The sequence below is a fragment of the Streptomyces sp. NBC_00028 genome (assembly GCF_045041065.1).
Lineage (GTDB): Bacteria > Actinomycetota > Actinomycetes > Streptomycetales > Streptomycetaceae > Streptomyces.
Genome location: NZ_CP108293.1, coordinates 7,696,254 through 7,710,951, shown reverse-complemented (window position 1 = coordinate 7,710,951; position 14,698 = coordinate 7,696,254). Strand labels below are relative to the sequence as shown.

14 protein-coding genes are annotated in these 14,698 nt (G+C 69.2%); 7 read left to right on the top strand and 7 right to left on the bottom strand.

Annotation, left to right across the window (positions count from 1 at the left end):
* Positions 1-2: 2 nt before the first annotated feature.
* The 3 genes from OG885_RS34760 to fabG form a co-directional block, all read right to left on the bottom strand.
* Positions 3-338, bottom strand: a complete 336-nt coding sequence (locus tag OG885_RS34760) for a hypothetical protein (protein WP_405738318.1) — start codon at positions 336-338, stop codon at positions 3-5.
* A gap of 147 nt (positions 339-485) precedes the next feature.
* A complete protein-coding gene (fabI, locus tag OG885_RS34755) occupies positions 486-1,262 on the bottom strand; it encodes an enoyl-ACP reductase FabI (protein ID WP_405738315.1) in 777 nt (258 codons plus the stop codon).
* A gap of 5 nt (positions 1,263-1,267) precedes the next feature.
* Entirely contained in the window at positions 1,268-1,972 is a 705-nt protein-coding gene (gene fabG / locus OG885_RS34750; RefSeq protein ID WP_399958652.1) for a 3-oxoacyl-[acyl-carrier-protein] reductase, read from the bottom strand.
* A 241-nt stretch (positions 1,973-2,213) separates the two neighbouring features.
* Between fabG and OG885_RS34745 the strand changes: the two genes are divergently transcribed.
* From OG885_RS34745 to tyrS, 3 genes are read left to right on the top strand one after another with little or no spacing between them, the layout of a single operon-like run.
* Positions 2,214-3,737, top strand: a complete 1,524-nt coding sequence (locus OG885_RS34745) for a TldD/PmbA family protein (RefSeq protein WP_405738311.1) — start codon at positions 2,214-2,216, stop codon at positions 3,735-3,737.
* On the top strand, positions 3,734-5,128 hold the full coding sequence (locus OG885_RS34740) for a metallopeptidase TldD-related protein (RefSeq protein ID WP_405738308.1): 1,395 nt from the start codon (positions 3,734-3,736) through the stop codon (positions 5,126-5,128). Before OG885_RS34745 ends, OG885_RS34740 begins: the two co-directional genes overlap by 4 nt.
* A gap of 56 nt (positions 5,129-5,184) precedes the next feature.
* Positions 5,185-6,453 carry a tyrosine--tRNA ligase gene (gene tyrS, locus OG885_RS34735; protein ID WP_405738305.1) on the top strand — a complete coding sequence of 423 codons (1,269 nt, stop codon included), beginning with the start codon at positions 5,185-5,187 and terminating at the stop codon, positions 6,451-6,453.
* 86 nt (positions 6,454-6,539) lie between these two features.
* On the opposite strand, the gene OG885_RS34730 is transcribed toward tyrS, so the two are convergent.
* Positions 6,540-6,818, bottom strand: a complete 279-nt coding sequence (locus OG885_RS34730) for a GlsB/YeaQ/YmgE family stress response membrane protein (protein WP_329340729.1) — start codon at positions 6,816-6,818, stop codon at positions 6,540-6,542.
* 212 nt (positions 6,819-7,030) lie between these two features.
* On the opposite strand from OG885_RS34730, the gene OG885_RS34725 reads away from it, so the two are divergent.
* Both OG885_RS34725 and OG885_RS34720 read left to right on the top strand, forming a co-directional pair.
* The gene (locus OG885_RS34725; RefSeq protein WP_405738302.1) at positions 7,031-7,429 is read left to right on the top strand and encodes a DUF3099 domain-containing protein; all 399 of its coding nucleotides are present in this window, start codon (positions 7,031-7,033) and stop codon (positions 7,427-7,429) included.
* A 245-nt stretch (positions 7,430-7,674) separates the two neighbouring features.
* Positions 7,675-7,896, top strand: a complete 222-nt coding sequence (locus tag OG885_RS34720; protein ID WP_329340726.1) for a hypothetical protein — start codon at positions 7,675-7,677, stop codon at positions 7,894-7,896.
* A gap of 22 nt (positions 7,897-7,918) precedes the next feature.
* Here the strand turns inward: OG885_RS34720 and moaA are convergent, their stop codons facing one another.
* The 3 genes from moaA to OG885_RS34705 form a co-directional block, all read right to left on the bottom strand.
* A complete protein-coding gene (gene moaA / locus OG885_RS34715) occupies positions 7,919-8,908 on the bottom strand; it encodes a GTP 3',8-cyclase MoaA (protein ID WP_405738299.1) in 990 nt (329 codons plus the stop codon).
* A gap of 339 nt (positions 8,909-9,247) precedes the next feature.
* Positions 9,248-10,873: a cation acetate symporter gene (locus OG885_RS34710; RefSeq protein ID WP_405738296.1), complete on the bottom strand. Its 1,626-nt coding sequence runs from the start codon at positions 10,871-10,873 to the stop codon at positions 9,248-9,250.
* Positions 10,870-11,226: a DUF485 domain-containing protein gene (locus OG885_RS34705; protein WP_399958665.1), complete on the bottom strand. Its 357-nt coding sequence runs from the start codon at positions 11,224-11,226 to the stop codon at positions 10,870-10,872. The genes OG885_RS34710 and OG885_RS34705 overlap by 4 nt, the downstream gene beginning before the upstream one ends.
* A gap of 327 nt (positions 11,227-11,553) precedes the next feature.
* Between OG885_RS34705 and OG885_RS34700 the strand changes: the two genes are divergently transcribed.
* Together OG885_RS34700 and OG885_RS34695 are read left to right on the top strand one after the other, a co-directional pair.
* Positions 11,554-13,083 carry a S8 family peptidase gene (locus tag OG885_RS34700; protein WP_405738293.1) on the top strand — a complete coding sequence of 510 codons (1,530 nt, stop codon included), beginning with the start codon at positions 11,554-11,556 and terminating at the stop codon, positions 13,081-13,083.
* 98 nt (positions 13,084-13,181) lie between these two features.
* Complete coding sequence (locus OG885_RS34695; RefSeq protein WP_405738289.1) at positions 13,182-14,693, top strand: S8 family peptidase; 1,512 nt, start codon at positions 13,182-13,184, stop codon at positions 14,691-14,693.
* Positions 14,694-14,698 lie beyond the last annotated feature (5 nt).

Genomic DNA, 14,698 nt, shown 5'->3' with positions numbered 1-14,698 from the left:
CGTCACCGCTTGTGGTGGCTGACCCACACCGAGCGGACTTCCTTCCAGCAGCGGCCGTCGAGCCGTACGGTCTGCGCGGGCCCGGCCTCCACGGGGGCGCCGTCGCTGTCCACGTCCCACCAGCGGTCGCACTCGATGTGCAGCCGGACGTGGTCGACGTCGGGGTAGGGGTTGTGGCAGTAGGCGGTCACCCGGGAACCGATGACCTTGCTGTAGCACGCGGCGCCGAACAGGTCCGGTGCCGTGTCCTCGCGCGCGTGGGGCGACGCTTCGTGCGGCAGGGACATCAGCAGAACGGCTGCGACGGCTATCGGGGCCAGGCTGCGGGACAGGCGCACAAGGGGGACCTCCTCGGCCGTGCTGGGGAGGGAAGCGGTGAACGCGTAATCCAGAGTGCCCAGTTGTGCCGCTCCCCCGCCCGGCCGGATGGGCCGAACGGGTGAGGGCCCGCGTTCCGGGGAACGCGGGCCCTCACCGTGGGAGTGTCAGGCGCCGATGGCGTGCAGACCGCCGTCGACGTGGACGATCTCGCCGGTGGTCTTCGGGAACCAGTCGCTCAGCAGGGCGACGACGCCCTTGCCGGCCGGCTCCGGGTCCTCCAGCTTCCACTCCAGCGGGGAGCGGCTGTCCCACACCGCCGCCAGCTCGGCGAAGCCCGGGATGGACTTCGCGGCCATGGAACCGATCGGACCCGCCGAGATCAGGTTGCAGCGGATGTCGTGCTTGCCCAGGTCACGGGCCATGTAGCGGTTGGTGGCCTCCAGGGCGGCCTTGGCCGGGCCCATCCAGTCGTACTGCGGCCACGCGAACTGCGCGTCGAAGGTGAGGCCGACGACGGAGCCGCCCTCGGTCATCAGCGGCAGCAGCGCCATGGTCAGCGACTTCAGGGAGAAGGCGGAGACATGCATGGCGGTGGCCACGGACTCGAAGGGCGTGTTCAGGAAGTTGCCGCCGAGGGCGTCCTGCGGGGCGAAGCCGATGGAGTGCACGACACCGTCGAGCCTGTCGCCCAGGTGCTCACGGACCTGGCCCTCCAGGCGGGCGAGGTGCTCGTCGTTGGAGACGTCGAGCTCCAGGACCTTGACCTTCTCCGGCTGGGGGAGCTTCTTCGCGATGCGCTCGGTGAGGGTCGGCCGCGGCCACGCGGTGAGGATGATCTCCGCGCCCTGCTCCTGGGCCAGCTTGGCGGTGTGGAAGGCGATGGAGGACTCCATCAGCACACCGGTGATGAGGATCTTCTTGCCCTCGAGGATTCCAGCCATGGTGTTCAGTGACCCATTCCCAGTCCGCCGTCAACCGGGATGACGGCTCCAGTGATGTACGAGGCGTCGTCGGAGGCGAGGAACCGCACCGTCGCGGCGACTTCCTCCGGCTGCGCGTAGCGGCCGAGCGGCACGGCCTGCACGATGTTCGCGCGCTGCTCGTCGGTGAGCACCTTGGTCATGTCGGTGTCGACGAAACCGGGGGCGACGACGTTGAACGTGATGTTGCGCGAGCCGAGCTCACGCGCGAGCGAGCGCGCGAAGCCGACCAGGGCGGCCTTGGAGGCCGAGTAGTTGGCCTGGCCGGGCCCGCCGTACAGTCCGACGACCGACGAGATCAGGACGACGCGGCCCTTCTTGGCGCGCAGCATGCCGCGGTTGGCGCGCTTGACGACGCGGAAGGTGCCGGTGAGGTTGGTGTCGAGGACGGACGTGAAGTCCTCCTCGGACATCCGCATCAGGAGCGTGTCCTTGGTGATGCCGGCGTTGGCGACCAGGACCTCGACGGGACCGTGCTCGGCCTCGATCTCCTTGTAGGCCTGCTCCACCTGCTCGGTGTCGGTGATGTCGCACTTGACGGCCAGGAAGCCGGCCGGTGGCTCACCCGAGCGGTACGTGATCGCGACCTTGTCGCCGGCGTCGGCGAAAGCGCGGGCGATGGCGAGGCCGATGCCCCGGTTGCCTCCGGTGACGAGAACCGAGCGGCTCAACGGATCACCCTTTCGATAGCGGTATGAATACCCGCCCGAACACCTGGATGACAGGCGGCTTCCTCGAAAACCTATCGGTCCCCGACGTCCGGCGGACAATCGGGCACCGACAGTGGCGAAGGGGACTCGCTGTCGGGTCTCTACAGAAGGACGCGCGGTGCGGACGGAAACGTATGGTCCCTGGACCCGCCCACGCGACATGATCGGGGTCCACAGGTCACGACAGCAGGGAGATACCTCGGTGCCTCATACCATCGACGAAGCCTTCACAGCGCTTCCGCTACGCGCCCTCGCCGACGCCGCGCTGGCACGCGCGCGTGCGCTCGGTGCCGAGCACGCGGACTTCCGGTTCGAGCGGGTGCGCAGCGCGTCCTGGCGGCTGCGGGACGCCAAGCCCGCCGGGTCGTCGGACACCACCGACCTCGGGTACGCGGTGCGGGTCGTGCACGGTGGGACCTGGGGATTCGCGTCCGGCGTGGATCTGAGCATGGACGCGGCGGCCCGGGTGGCCTCGCAGGCCGTGGCGATGGCGAAGCTGTCCGCCCAGGTGATCAAGGCGGCCGGCTCCGAGGAGCGGGTGGAGCTGGCCGACGAGCCGGTGCACGCCGAGAAGACGTGGATCTCGTCGTACGAGATCGATCCGTTCACCGTGCCCGACGAGGAGAAGGCGGGGCTGCTCGCGGAGTGGAGCGCGCGGCTGCTGGGGGCGAACGGCGTCAACCATGTCGACGCCTCGCTGCTCACCGTCCATGAGAACAAGTTCTACGCCGACACCGCCGGGACCGTGACCACGCAGCAGCGGGTGCGGCTGCATCCGGCGTTGACCGCCGTCTCGGTCGACGAGTCGAGCGGCGAGTTCGACTCGATGCGCACCATCGCGCCGCCGGTCGGCCGCGGCTGGGAGTACCTGACGGGCACCGGCTGGGACTGGGAGTCGGAGCTCGACCAGATCCCGGAGCTGCTCGCGGAGAAGATGCGGGCACCGAGTGTCGAGTCCGGGGTGTACGACCTCGTCGTCGACCCGTCCAACCTGTGGCTGACCATCCATGAGTCCATCGGCCACGCCACCGAGCTGGACCGCGCCCTCGGCTACGAGGCCGCTTACGCCGGCACCTCCTTCGCCACCTTCGACCAGCTCGGCAAGTTGCGCTACGGCTCCGATCTGATGAACGTCACGGGTGACCGCACCGCCGAGCACGGCCTGGCGACCATCGGCTACGACGACGAGGGCGTCGCCGGCCAGTCCTGGGACCTGGTGAAGGACGGCACGCTCGTCGGCTACCAGCTGGACCGGCGGATCGCGAAGCTGACCGGCTTCGAGCGCTCCAACGGGTGCGCGTTCGCCGACTCCCCCGGTCATGTGCCCGTCCAGCGCATGGCCAACGTGTCCCTGCGGCCCGACCCGGCCGGGATGTCGACCGAGGACCTGATCGGCGGGGTCGACCGCGGCATCTATGTCGTCGGCGACCGCTCCTGGTCCATCGACATGCAGCGCTACAACTTCCAGTTCACCGGCCAGCGCTTCTTCAGGATCGAGAACGGCCGGATCACCGGCCAGCTGCGGGACGTGGCCTACCAGGCGACCACCACCGACTTCTGGGGCTCCATGGCCGCCGTCGGCGGTCCGCAGACCTATGTCCTCGGGGGCGCCTTCAACTGCGGCAAGGCCCAGCCGGGCCAGGTGGCCGCGGTGTCGCACGGCTGCCCGTCGGCCCTCTTCAAGGGCGTCAACATTCTCAACACCACGCAGGAGGCCGGTCGATGAGCGCCCGCAGCAACAAGCCGCACGAGATCGTCGAGCGTGCCCTGGAGCTGTCGCGCGCCGACGGCTGTGTCGTCATCGCGGACGAGCAGTCCACGGCGAACCTGCGCTGGGCCGGCAACGCGCTCACCACCAACGGCGTCACGCGCGGGCGCACGCTCACCGTCATCGCGACCGTCGACGGCAAGGAGGGCACCGCCTCGGGCGTCGTCTCCCGGGCCGCCGTCACCGTGGACGAGCTGGAGCCCCTGGTGCGGGCCGCCGAGGCCGCCGCGCGCGGGGCCGCGCCCGCCGAGGACGCGCAGCCGCTGGTCAGGGACGTCCCCGCGTCCCCCGACTTCACGGACGCACCCGCCGAGACGTCCTCCGCCGTCTTCGCGGACTTCGCTCCGGCGCTCGGCGAGTCCTTCGCACGCGCGCGTGCGGGCGGCCGTGAGCTGTACGGCTTCGCCAACCACGAGCTGGTCTCCAGCTATCTCGGTACGTCCACCGGTCTGCGGCTGCGGCACGACCAGCCCAACGGCACCCTTGAGCTGAACGCCAAGTCCCCGGACCGTACGCGCTCGGCGTGGGCGGGCCGCTCCACCCGGGACTTCAAGGACGTCGACCCGGCCGCGCTGGACGCCGAACTCGCCGTACGCCTGGGCTGGGCGGAGCGCAAGCACGACCTGCCCGCCGGGCGGTACGAGACGCTGCTGCCGCCGACCGCCGTGGCGGACCTGCTCATTTACCAGATGTGGTCGGCGTCGGGCCGGGACGCGGCCGAGGGCCGGACGGTGTTCTCCAAGCCCGGTGGCGGCACCCGTCTCGGCGACCGGCTCACCGAGCTGCCTCTCACGCTGCGCAGCGACCCGAACGAGCCGGGCCTGGAGTCCGCGCCGTTCGTGCTCGCGCACTCCTCCGGCGGCGACTCGTCGGTGTTCGACAACGGGCTGCCGCTGACGTCCACCGAGTGGATGCGCGAGGGCGAGCTGAGCAGTCTGCTCACCAGCCGGCACAGCGCCGGGCTGACCGGGCTGCCGGTGGCACCGGGCATCGACAACCTGATCCTCGACGGCGGTGAGGACCGCTCCCTGGAGGAGATGGTCGCCAACACCACGCGCGGGCTGCTGCTGACCTGCCTCTGGTACATCCGCGAGGTGGACCCGGCGACCCTGTTGCTGACGGGTCTGACCCGCGACGGCGTCTATCTCGTCGAGAACGGGGAGGTGACCGGCGAGGTCAACAACTTCCGGTTCAACGAGTCGCCGGTGGATCTGCTGGGCCGGGCCACCGAGGCCGGGCGCACCGAAAAGACGCTGCCGAGGGAGTGGAGCGACTGGTTCACTAGGGCTGCGATGCCGGCCCTGCGGGTGCCGGACTTCAATATGAGCTCTGTCAGTCGGGGCGTATAACCTCGTAGCCGGTAGTCACCCGGCTGCCTGAAGATCATCAAGGAGACGCGAGAACCGTGACGGACATCGTCGACGAGCTGAAGTGGCGTGGGCTGTGGGCCCTGTCCACTGACGAGGACGCTTTGCGCAAGGCGCTCGCGGACGGTCCGGTCACGTTCTATTGCGGCTTCGACCCGACCGCCGCCAGCCTCCACGTCGGTCACCTGGTGCAGGTCCTCACCATGCGTCGGCTCCAGCAGGCAGGGCTGCGCCCGCTGGCCCTGGTGGGCGGCGCCACCGGTCAGATCGGCGACCCGCGCCCCACGGCGGAGCGGACGCTGAACGACCCGGAGACGGTCGCGAACTGGGTGACCCGGCTGCGCTCGCAGATCGAGCCCTTCCTGGACTTCGAGGGCGACAACGCCGCGGTGATGGTCAACAACCTGGACTGGACGGCCGGGATGTCGGCCATCGAGTTCCTGCGGGACATCGGCAAGCACTTCCGCGTCAACAAGATGCTCACCAAGGACTCCGTCGCCCGCCGACTGGAGTCCCAGGAGGGCATCAGCTACACGGAGTTCAGCTACCAGCTGCTCCAGGGCATGGACTTCCTGGAGCTGTACCGACGCTACGGCTGCACGCTCCAGCAGGGCGGCAGCGACCAGTGGGGCAACCTCACGGCGGGTCTGGACCTGATCCACCGGCTGGAGCCCGACGCGGAGGCGCACTGTCTGGCGACGCCGCTGATGGTGAAGGCGGACGGCACCAAGTTCGGCAAGACCGAGGGCGGCGCCATCTGGCTCGACCCCGAGATGACGACGCCGTACGCGTTTTACCAGTTCTGGTTGAACGTGGACGACCGGGACATCTCGACATACCTGCGCATCCTGTCCTTCAGGTCCCGTGAGGAACTCGAAGAACTGGAGAAGCAGACCGAGGAGCGGCCCCAGGCCCGTGCCGCCCAGCGCGCGCTGGCCGAGGAGCTGACGACGCTGGTGCACGGCGCCGATCAGACGGCGGCCGTGATCGCCGCGTCCAAGGCCCTCTTCGGCCAGGGCGAACTGGCGGAGCTCGACGAGAGGACGCTGGCGGCGGCCCTGTCCGAGGTGCCGCATGTCCAGGTCGGCGAGCTCGGTCCCGTCGTCGATCTGTTCGCCGAGGTGGGTCTTGTGGCCAGCAAGTCGGCGGCGCGGCGCACCGTGAAGGAGGGTGGGGCCTACGTGAACAACGTCAAGGTCCCGGCGGAGGACTCCGTCCCGGCCAAGGAGGACCTGCTGCACGGGCGGTGGCTGGTGCTGCGGCGTGGGAAGAAGAACCTTGCCGCTGTCGAGGTCACCAAGGCGTGAATGCCGTAGGGGCGCGGGGGTCTGCGGGCCGCGGCTTTCGTCGTGGCTGATCGCGCAGTTCCCCGCGCCCCTTCAGGGCGCTTCTCTCATGCCCGCTGTTTGCGCTTGCCCAGCGTCGCCATGTACAGCATGTCGCCGACGCCCACGATGATGATCGCCGCGATCAGCTGGAACGCGTGGCGGGTCCAGTCGATGCCGGAGGTGGCGTCGACGCCGGCCCACCGCGCGATCGCGTTGCCGACGATGGCGCCCAGCATGCCGAAGATGGTCGTCAGCCAGAGCGGACTGTGCTGCTTGCCCGGGATGATCGCCTTCGCGATCAGGCCCAGCACGAATCCCACGATGATCGCCCACAACCAGCCCATGGCTGCCTCCTCGTACGGCTCTACGTGAGCATTACGGCCAGTGTCGGCCCATGTGCCCTACGACGCATGTCGAGTCGGCCGTACGTGCGAAGGCGCAGTGCGGCCGCCCTGTCAGGAGATGCCCCGGTCTCGTAGGCGGCGGAGGTGCGGCGTAACGTAAGACATGTGGGAACGGGCCGGGCGAGTCCGATGCGGGCGAATGGTGGAATCTGATGCGGAAGCAGCATGCGGGCGGCGGCGCTCAGGTGTTCCGGATCACCGGAGCCCGTACGGGCCTTCAGGAAGACGTACGCGGTCGGCAGCGCCGGTATGTGATCTCCATGTCGGTGCGCACGCTGTCGGTGATCCTCGCGGCCACACTCTGGAACGTCGAACGGCACGTCGCGATCGTCGCGCTGGTGCTGGGAGTGCTGCTCCCCTATGTCGCGGTGGTGATCGCGAACGCCGGCCGGGAGAACGCGCCGGGGCTTCCGTCGACGTTCGTGGCCACTCCGGTTCGGCCGATGATCTCTCCGCCGCGGGCTCAGGAGCCCTTCGCGGAATCCTTCCCGGAGGACGCCGCGGACGGCCCGGCACAGGGTGTGCGGAGCGAGCCTCACGAGCGGAAGTGACGCTAGGCGGAGGGGTCGCAACCGGACGTCACCTCCGGACGGACCTCAAGAAAAGCTCAGATCAATCATGTTGTTCCAGTGCCGGGCGACGGGTTACCCGTGACATACTTCCTACGCGCTCCGCATCCCCCGTCGGAGCGACAGACCGACGCCGGGCAGCTCCCCCCGTGGCTGCTCGGCGTCGCCTTGTTCAGCGCACTTTGTGAGACGGCACAGCGTGAGACAACACAGCGTGAGACGGACCAGTGAGTGAAGAGACCGCGCCGATCTGTTCGGCGAAGGGCTGCCGGGTCGACGCGGTGTGGGTGCTCGCGTGGAACAACCCGAAGCTGCACACGCCGGAACGCAGGAAGACCTGGCTGGCGTGCGAGGAGCATCGGGAGCATCTGTCCCAGTTCCTCGGGGTGCGGGGGTTCTTGAAGGACGTGGTCCTTCTGAAGGAGTGGGAAGCCCCCGAAGGCGCCTAGGGCGCCCAGGGCCTGTCCGGACCTAGCCGCCGATCGCCGACATCGGTCGGTCGGGCTGTACGAACGTCGGGTCGTCCAGGCCCGCGCCCGCCTTCTTGCCCCACATCGCCTCGCGCCAGATCCGCGCTATCTCCTCGTCCGGGGCGCCCGAGCGCAGGGCCGCGCGCAGGTCCGTCTCCTCGCGGGCGAACAGGCAGGTGCGGACCTGGCCGTCGGCGGTCAGGCGGGTGCGGTCGCAGGCCGCGCAGAACGGGCGGGTGACGGAGGCGATGACGCCCACCACATGCGGGCCGCCGTCGACGATCCAGCGCTCCGCCGGGGCCGAGCCGCGCTTCTCCGAGCCCTCTTCCGTCAGCTCGAAGCGGGTGCGCAGGGAAGTGAGGATGTCGCCCGCGGTGATCATGCCGTCGCGCTTCCAGCCGTGCTGGGCGTCCAGCGGCATCTGCTCGATGAAGCGGAGTTCGTAGTCGTGCTCGACCGCCCAGGCCAGGAGGTCGGGGGCCTCGTCCTCGTTGAGACCGGGCATCAGGACCGAGTTGACCTTCACCGGGGTCAGGCCCGCCTCCCGGGCGGCGTACAGGCCCTCGATGACGTCCTTGTGGCGGTCCCGGCGGGTCAGGGTCTTGAAGACGTCCGGGCGCAGCGTGTCGAGGGAGACGTTGACCCGGTCCAGGCCCGCGGCCTTGAGGGCCGTCGCGGTGCGCTTGAGGCCGATGCCGTTGGTGGTCAGCGACATCTGGGGGCGGGGCTCCAGGGCTGCCACGCGCTCGACGATGCCGACCAGGCCGGGGCGCAGCAGGGGCTCGCCGCCGGTGAAGCGGACCTCCTCGATGCCGAGGGAGGTGACGGCGATGTCGATCAGCCGGACGATCTCGTCGTCGGTGAGGAGGTCGGGCTTGGCCAGCCACTGCAGGCCCTCCTCGGGCATGCAGTACGTACAGCGCAGATTGCACCGGTCGGTCAGCGACACACGCAGGTCGGTGGCCTGCCGGCCGTAGGTGTCGATGAGCACGTGGGCCCCCTCCCTCGTTGCAAGCACTCGTCTTCCGTCACCTGCGAGCCTACGTGACGGCACCGACATCGACAGGTCCCGATCCCACGAGGTAAGACACGGCCGCGTCGTAGGTCCCTACGACGCGGCCGCTCAGTGGATCGTCCAGGGGACCAGGGCCTGTCCGGCGGACCATGCCGCAGACGCGGGGTCTGGCACGTCGGCCTGCGGCGTTGTCGTCGGTTGCCGACGCTCCGCGTCGCCGCCCTCCTCCGCCTTGCAGTCCAACGCACCAGACCCCGTTCACCCGCGTCGATGAAGCGCCGCGGCTTTCCTGCGACTTGATCCGCCGGACGGGCCCTAGTGCGCGCCGGTGCCGGTCAGGGACCGGACCTCCAGCTCCGCGTACTTGCCGGCGTCGGGCTCCTCCTTGGAGACCATGGTGCCGAGCCAGCCCATGAGGAAGCCGAACGGGATGGAGATGATGCCCGGGTTCTTCAGCGGGAAGTAGGCGAAGTCGACGTCGGGGAACATCGCCTTCGGGTCGCCGGAGACCACCGGGGAGAACAGCACCAGGCCGACGGCGACGATCAGGCCGCCGTAGATCGACCAGAGGGCGCCCTGGGTGGTGAACCGCTTCCAGAAGAGGCTGTAGAGGATGGTCGGCAGGTTCGCGGACGCGGCGACCGCGAAGGCCAGCGCGACCAGGCCGGCCACGTTGAGGTCGCGGGCGAGGGCGCCCAGGCCGATCGCGACGGCGCCGATGAAGACGGTCGCCCAGCGGGCCGCGCGGACCTCCTCCTTGCCGGACGCCTGGCCCTTGCGGATGACGTTGGCGTAGATGTCGTGCGCGAAGGAGGACGACGAGGCCAGGGTCAGACCGGCGACCACCGCGAGGATCGTCGCGAAGGCCACCGCCGAGATCGTCGCCAGCAGGATCGCGCCCCACGCCGAGTCGACGCCGCCGAGGTGCAGGGCGAGCAGGGGTGCGGCGGTGTTGCCGGACGGGTTGGAGTCGGTGATCTCCTTCTGGTCGATCAGCGCGGCGGCGCCGAAGCCGAGCGCGATCGTCATCAGGTAGAAGCCGCCGATGATGCCGATGGCCCAGTTCACGGACTTACGGGCGGCCTTGGCGTTGGGCACCGTGTAGAAGCGGATCAGGATGTGCGGCAGGCCCGCGGTGCCGAGGACCAGGGCGATGCCGAGCGAGATGAAGTCCAGCTTGGAGGTGCCGGTGGCGCCGTACTGGAGGCCGGGCTCCAGGAAGGCGGAGCCCTTGCCGCTGTTCTCCGCGGCCGTGCCCAGCAGGTCGGAGATGTTGAAGTTGAACTTCAGCAGCACCAGGAAGGTGATCAGGATGGTGCCGGTGATGAGCAGCACCGCCTTGACCATCTGGACCCAGGTGGTGCCCTTCATGCCGCCGATGGAGACGTAGACGATCATCAGGACGCCGACGAGGGCGACGATGGCGACCTTGCCGGCGTCGGAGGTGATGCCGAGCAGCAGCGAGACGAGGACGCCCGCGCCGGCCATCTGCGCCAGCAGGTAGAAGATCGAGACGACGATCGTGGAGGTGCCGGCCGCGGTACGGACCGGGCGCTGACGCATGCGGTACGCGAGGACGTCGCCCATGGTGTAGCGGCCGGAGTTGCGCAGCGGCTCGGCGACCAGGAGCAGGGCGACCAGCCAGGCGACCAGGAAGCCGATGGAGTACAGGAAGCCGTCGTAGCCGAACAGGGCGATGGCGCCGGCGATGCCGAGGAAGGACGCGGCCGACATGTAGTCGCCGGAGACCGCGAGGCCGTTCTGGAAGGCGCTGAACTGGCGGCCGCCGGCGTAGAAGTCGGCGGCGTCCTTGGTCTGGCGGCCGGCCCAGATGGTGATGACGAGGGTCGCGACGACGAAGACGGCGAACAGGCTGATGATCAGCGGCCGGTGCTCGCTGGCCTCGCCGGCCGCCAGGACACTCTGCTGCGCGATGCTCATGCGCCGCCCTCCATCCGGGACTTGATCGCCTCGGCCTTGGGGTCGAGCTTCGCGGCGGCGTGCCGCGAGTACCACCAGGCGATGAGGAACGTGGTGAGGAACTGGGCGATGCCGAACACGAAGGCGACGTTGATGTTGCCGAAGAGCTTGGTGCCCATGAAGTCGCCGGCGTAGTTCGACAGCAGGACGTACAGCAGGTACCAGGCGATGAAGGCGACGGTCAGCGGGAAGGCGAAGTTGCGGTAGGAGCGGCGCAGTTCACCGAACTCCGCGCTCTGCTGCACCTCGGTGAACTCCTCGGTGCTGGGGAGTTGGTGTTGCTCTGTCGAGGGGGGCGGTGCGTCGGTAGCCACGGAGTCTCCTCGCGTTGCGGGCGCTGTTGCCACGGCGGACGGGGGCTGATCGGGGGTGGGGGACGGGTTCGGTACGACGGACATGGGCGGCTCTGTTCCTCGCGGTTCGTCAGGGGGCTCGATCGTGCTCGCGCTCCCTGCCCAAGGTCACGGCGGCACGCGAGGACCGGTTCAACTGGGTTTGCTTCTTCTTGAAGTCATCGGGGGAAGGTCATTGCTGGCCAGCGACTTCGGGAGATAGCTTCAGGCCTGCACCGCCCGTCATGTACCTGCCCGAGCACCACCTGTGTCTCGGGCGGTTTCGTTTCCGGATGATGTGGAGACCCCATGTCCCGTCTGCGTTCCAGACGTCGGCTCGCTCTCGCCGTACCTGTCGTGCTCTCGCTGACCGCCTCGCTCGGCTTCCTGCCGGCGGCCGCGTCGGCCGCCCCTTTCGCGGAGTCCAAAGCGCAGTCAGCGGACGCGCCGAATCTGTCGTACGTCGTCAACACCAAGGTGGACCGTCACACGATCGCGTCCGTCAAGAAGGCCGTCGCCGCGGCCGGCGGCACCGTCGTCATCACGTACGACAAGATCGGTGTGATCGTCGTCCACTCGGCCAACCCCGACTTCGGCGCCCAGATACGCAAGGTGCGCGGCGTGCAGTCGGCGGGCGCGACCCGTACCTCGCCGCTGACCCCGGCCGGGACGACGGACGAGGGCGCGGCGCAGCTGCTCACGAAGGAGCAAGCCCAGAAGGTCGAGCAGGCCTCGGCCGCCGACGCGGCGAGCGAGCCCCTCGAGGCCGACCAGTGGGACCTGCGCGCGATCGGCGCCGACAAGGCCGCGCAGATCAACCCGGGCAGCAGGAAGGTGACGGTCGCCGTCATCGACACCGGTGTGGACGACACCCACCCGGACATCGCGCCGAACTTCTCCGCCTCCCAGTCCGCCAACTGCGACGGCGGTGTCCCGAACACCACCGAGGGCGCCTGGCGGCCGTACACCGCGGAGGACTACCACGGCACCCACGTGGCCGGTGAGATCGCCGCCGCCCGCAACGGCATCGGTGTCGCCGGTGTCGCGCCGGGTGTGAAGGTCGCGGCCATCAACGTGACCGACCCGAGCAACGGTCTCTTCTACCCGGAGAGCGTCGTCTGCGCGTTCGTGTTCGCCGCCGACCACGGCGTGGAGATCACGAACAACAGCTACTACGTTGATCCATGGCTGTACAACTGTGTGGACGATCCCGATCAGCGGGCCATCGTTGATTCGGTCAACAGGGCGTCCCTGTACGCGCAACACAAGGGCACGCTCAACCTGGCGTCCGCGGGCAACTCCAACGACGACCTCGACTCGGACGCCCTCGTCGACGACAGCAGCCCCGACGACTCCACCCCGGTCACCCGCACCGTCGACCCGCACGAGTGCTTCGACGTGCCGACCATGCTGCCGGGTGTCGTCACGGTCAGCGCGACGGGCGTGAACAACCTCAAGTCGTACTACTCCTCGTACGGTGACGGCGTCATCGACATCGCGGCCCCGGGCGGCGACCGGCTCTACCAGATCCCGGACACCCCGTCGAAGAACGGCCGCATCCTGTCGACGATGCCGAACAACTCGTACGGCTTCCTCCAGGGCACCTCGATGGCGTCCCCGCACGCCGCGGGCGTCGCCGCGCTGCTGAAGTCGACACATCCGTGGGCGACTCCGGCGCAGCTCCAGGCGCTGATGAAGGCGCAGGCCGACAACCCGGGCTGCCCCGCCTCCTACGACCAGGACGGCGACGGCACGCAGGACGCGACCTGCGTGGGCGGCAAGCGGGTCAACGGGTTCTACGGCTTCGGCATCGTGAACGCGCTCCGCGCGGTCAAGTAGCCCTCGTCCTCGCTAAAGACCCGCACGGTCCGCTCGTACCGCTCGTACCACTCGTACCGCTGGCAACGCTCGTACCGCGAACGAACTGGAGATCCAGAATGACAGCGCCTCACCCGCGCTTCCGCCGCACGATGGCCGTCCCCGTCGGGATGGCCATGGCGACGGCCCTCGCGTTCCTGCCGAACGTCTCGGCGTCGGCGGCGGAGGAAGCCCCGGCCGCCGAGGCCACCGCGCTCAGCTATGTCGTCAACGTCAGCCCCGGGCACGGGCTTTCGAAGCACGTGAAGAAGGCGATAGCCGAGGCCGGCGGCACCATTGTGACGTCGTACGACCAGATAGGCGTGGTCGTCGTCCACTCGGCGAACCCCGACTTCGCGAAGATCGTGCGCACCGTGCGCGGTGTGCAGTCGGCCGGCAACACGCGCAACGCGCCGCTGCCCGCCCAGTCGACGACCGACGTGGGCACCCCCAAGGTGATCGACGCCGACGACCTCGCGAACGTGGAGGCCGCCGAGGGTCAGGACCCGCTGGAGCCCTTGCAGTGGGACCTGCCCGCCATCAAGGCGGACAAGGCGCACGAGAAGTCGCTCGGCAGCAGCAAGGTGACCGTCGCCGTGATCGACACCGGCGTCGACGACACCCACCCGGACATCGCGCCGAACTTCGACCGGGCCGCGTCGGTCAACTGCGTGACGGGCAAGCCCGACACGACCGACGGGGCGTGGCGGCCGACCACGGGCGAGAGCCCGCACGGCACGCATGTCGCCGGTGAGATAGCGGCCGCCAAGAACGGCGTCGGCATGACGGGTGTCGCGCCCGGCGTGAAGGTGTCCGGCATCAAGGTGTCCACGACGGCCGGCTACTTCTACACGGAGGCCGTGGTCTGCGGCTTCGTGTGGGCGGCCGAGCACGGTGTCGACGTCACGAACAACAGCTATTACACCGACCCGTGGTACTTCAACTGCAAGAACGACCCGGACCAGAAGGCGCTCGTCGACGCCGTGTCCCGGGCCTCGCGCTATGCGGAGAAGAAGGGCACGGTCAACGTCGCGGCGGCCGGCAACGAGAACTACGACCTCGCGGCCGACGAGATCACCGACCCGGTCTCCCCCAACGACGGGACCCCCTCGGACCGGGTCATCGACCCCTCCGAGTGCTACGACATCCCGACCCAGCTGCCGGGTGTCGTGACGGTCGCGGCGACCGGGGCGAAGGGCATCAAGTCGTCCTTCTCCAACCACGGTCTGGGCGTCATCGACATCGCCGCTCCCGGCGGCGACTCGACCCGCTTCCAGACCCCGGCCCCGCCGGCCACCAGCGGCCTGATCCTGGGCACGCTGCCGGGCGGCGGCTGGGGCTACATGGCCGGTACGTCGATGGCCTCCCCGCATGTCGCGGGCGTGGCCGCGCTCATCAAGTCGACGCACCCCAAGGCCTCCCCGGCCCTGGTGAAGGCCCTGCTGTACGCGGAGGCCGACGCCACGCCGTGCACCGACCCGTACGACATCGACGGCGACGGCAAGGTCGACGCCGTGTGCGAGGGGTCGAAGAACTACAACGGCTTCTACGGCTGGGGCACGGCTGACGCCCTGGACGCGGTCACCAAGTAACGGCA

Coding starts and splice junctions, on each gene's coding strand:
- fabI (WP_405738315.1), bottom strand. CDS start 1,262: ATGGCTGGAATCCTCGAGGGCAAGAAGATCCTCATCACCGGTGTGCTG.
- OG885_RS34740 (WP_405738308.1), top strand. CDS start 3,734: ATGAGCGCCCGCAGCAACAAGCCGCACGAGATCGTCGAGCGTGCCCTG.
- OG885_RS34730 (WP_329340729.1), bottom strand. CDS start 6,818: ATGGGCTGGTTGTGGGCGATCATCGTGGGATTCGTGCTGGGCCTGATC.
- OG885_RS34725 (WP_405738302.1), top strand. CDS start 7,031: ATGCGGAAGCAGCATGCGGGCGGCGGCGCTCAGGTGTTCCGGATCACC.
- OG885_RS34710 (WP_405738296.1), bottom strand. CDS start 10,873: ATGAGCATCGCGCAGCAGAGTGTCCTGGCGGCCGGCGAGGCCAGCGAG.
- OG885_RS34700 (WP_405738293.1), top strand. CDS start 11,554: ATGTCCCGTCTGCGTTCCAGACGTCGGCTCGCTCTCGCCGTACCTGTC.
- OG885_RS34695 (WP_405738289.1), top strand. CDS start 13,182: ATGACAGCGCCTCACCCGCGCTTCCGCCGCACGATGGCCGTCCCCGTC.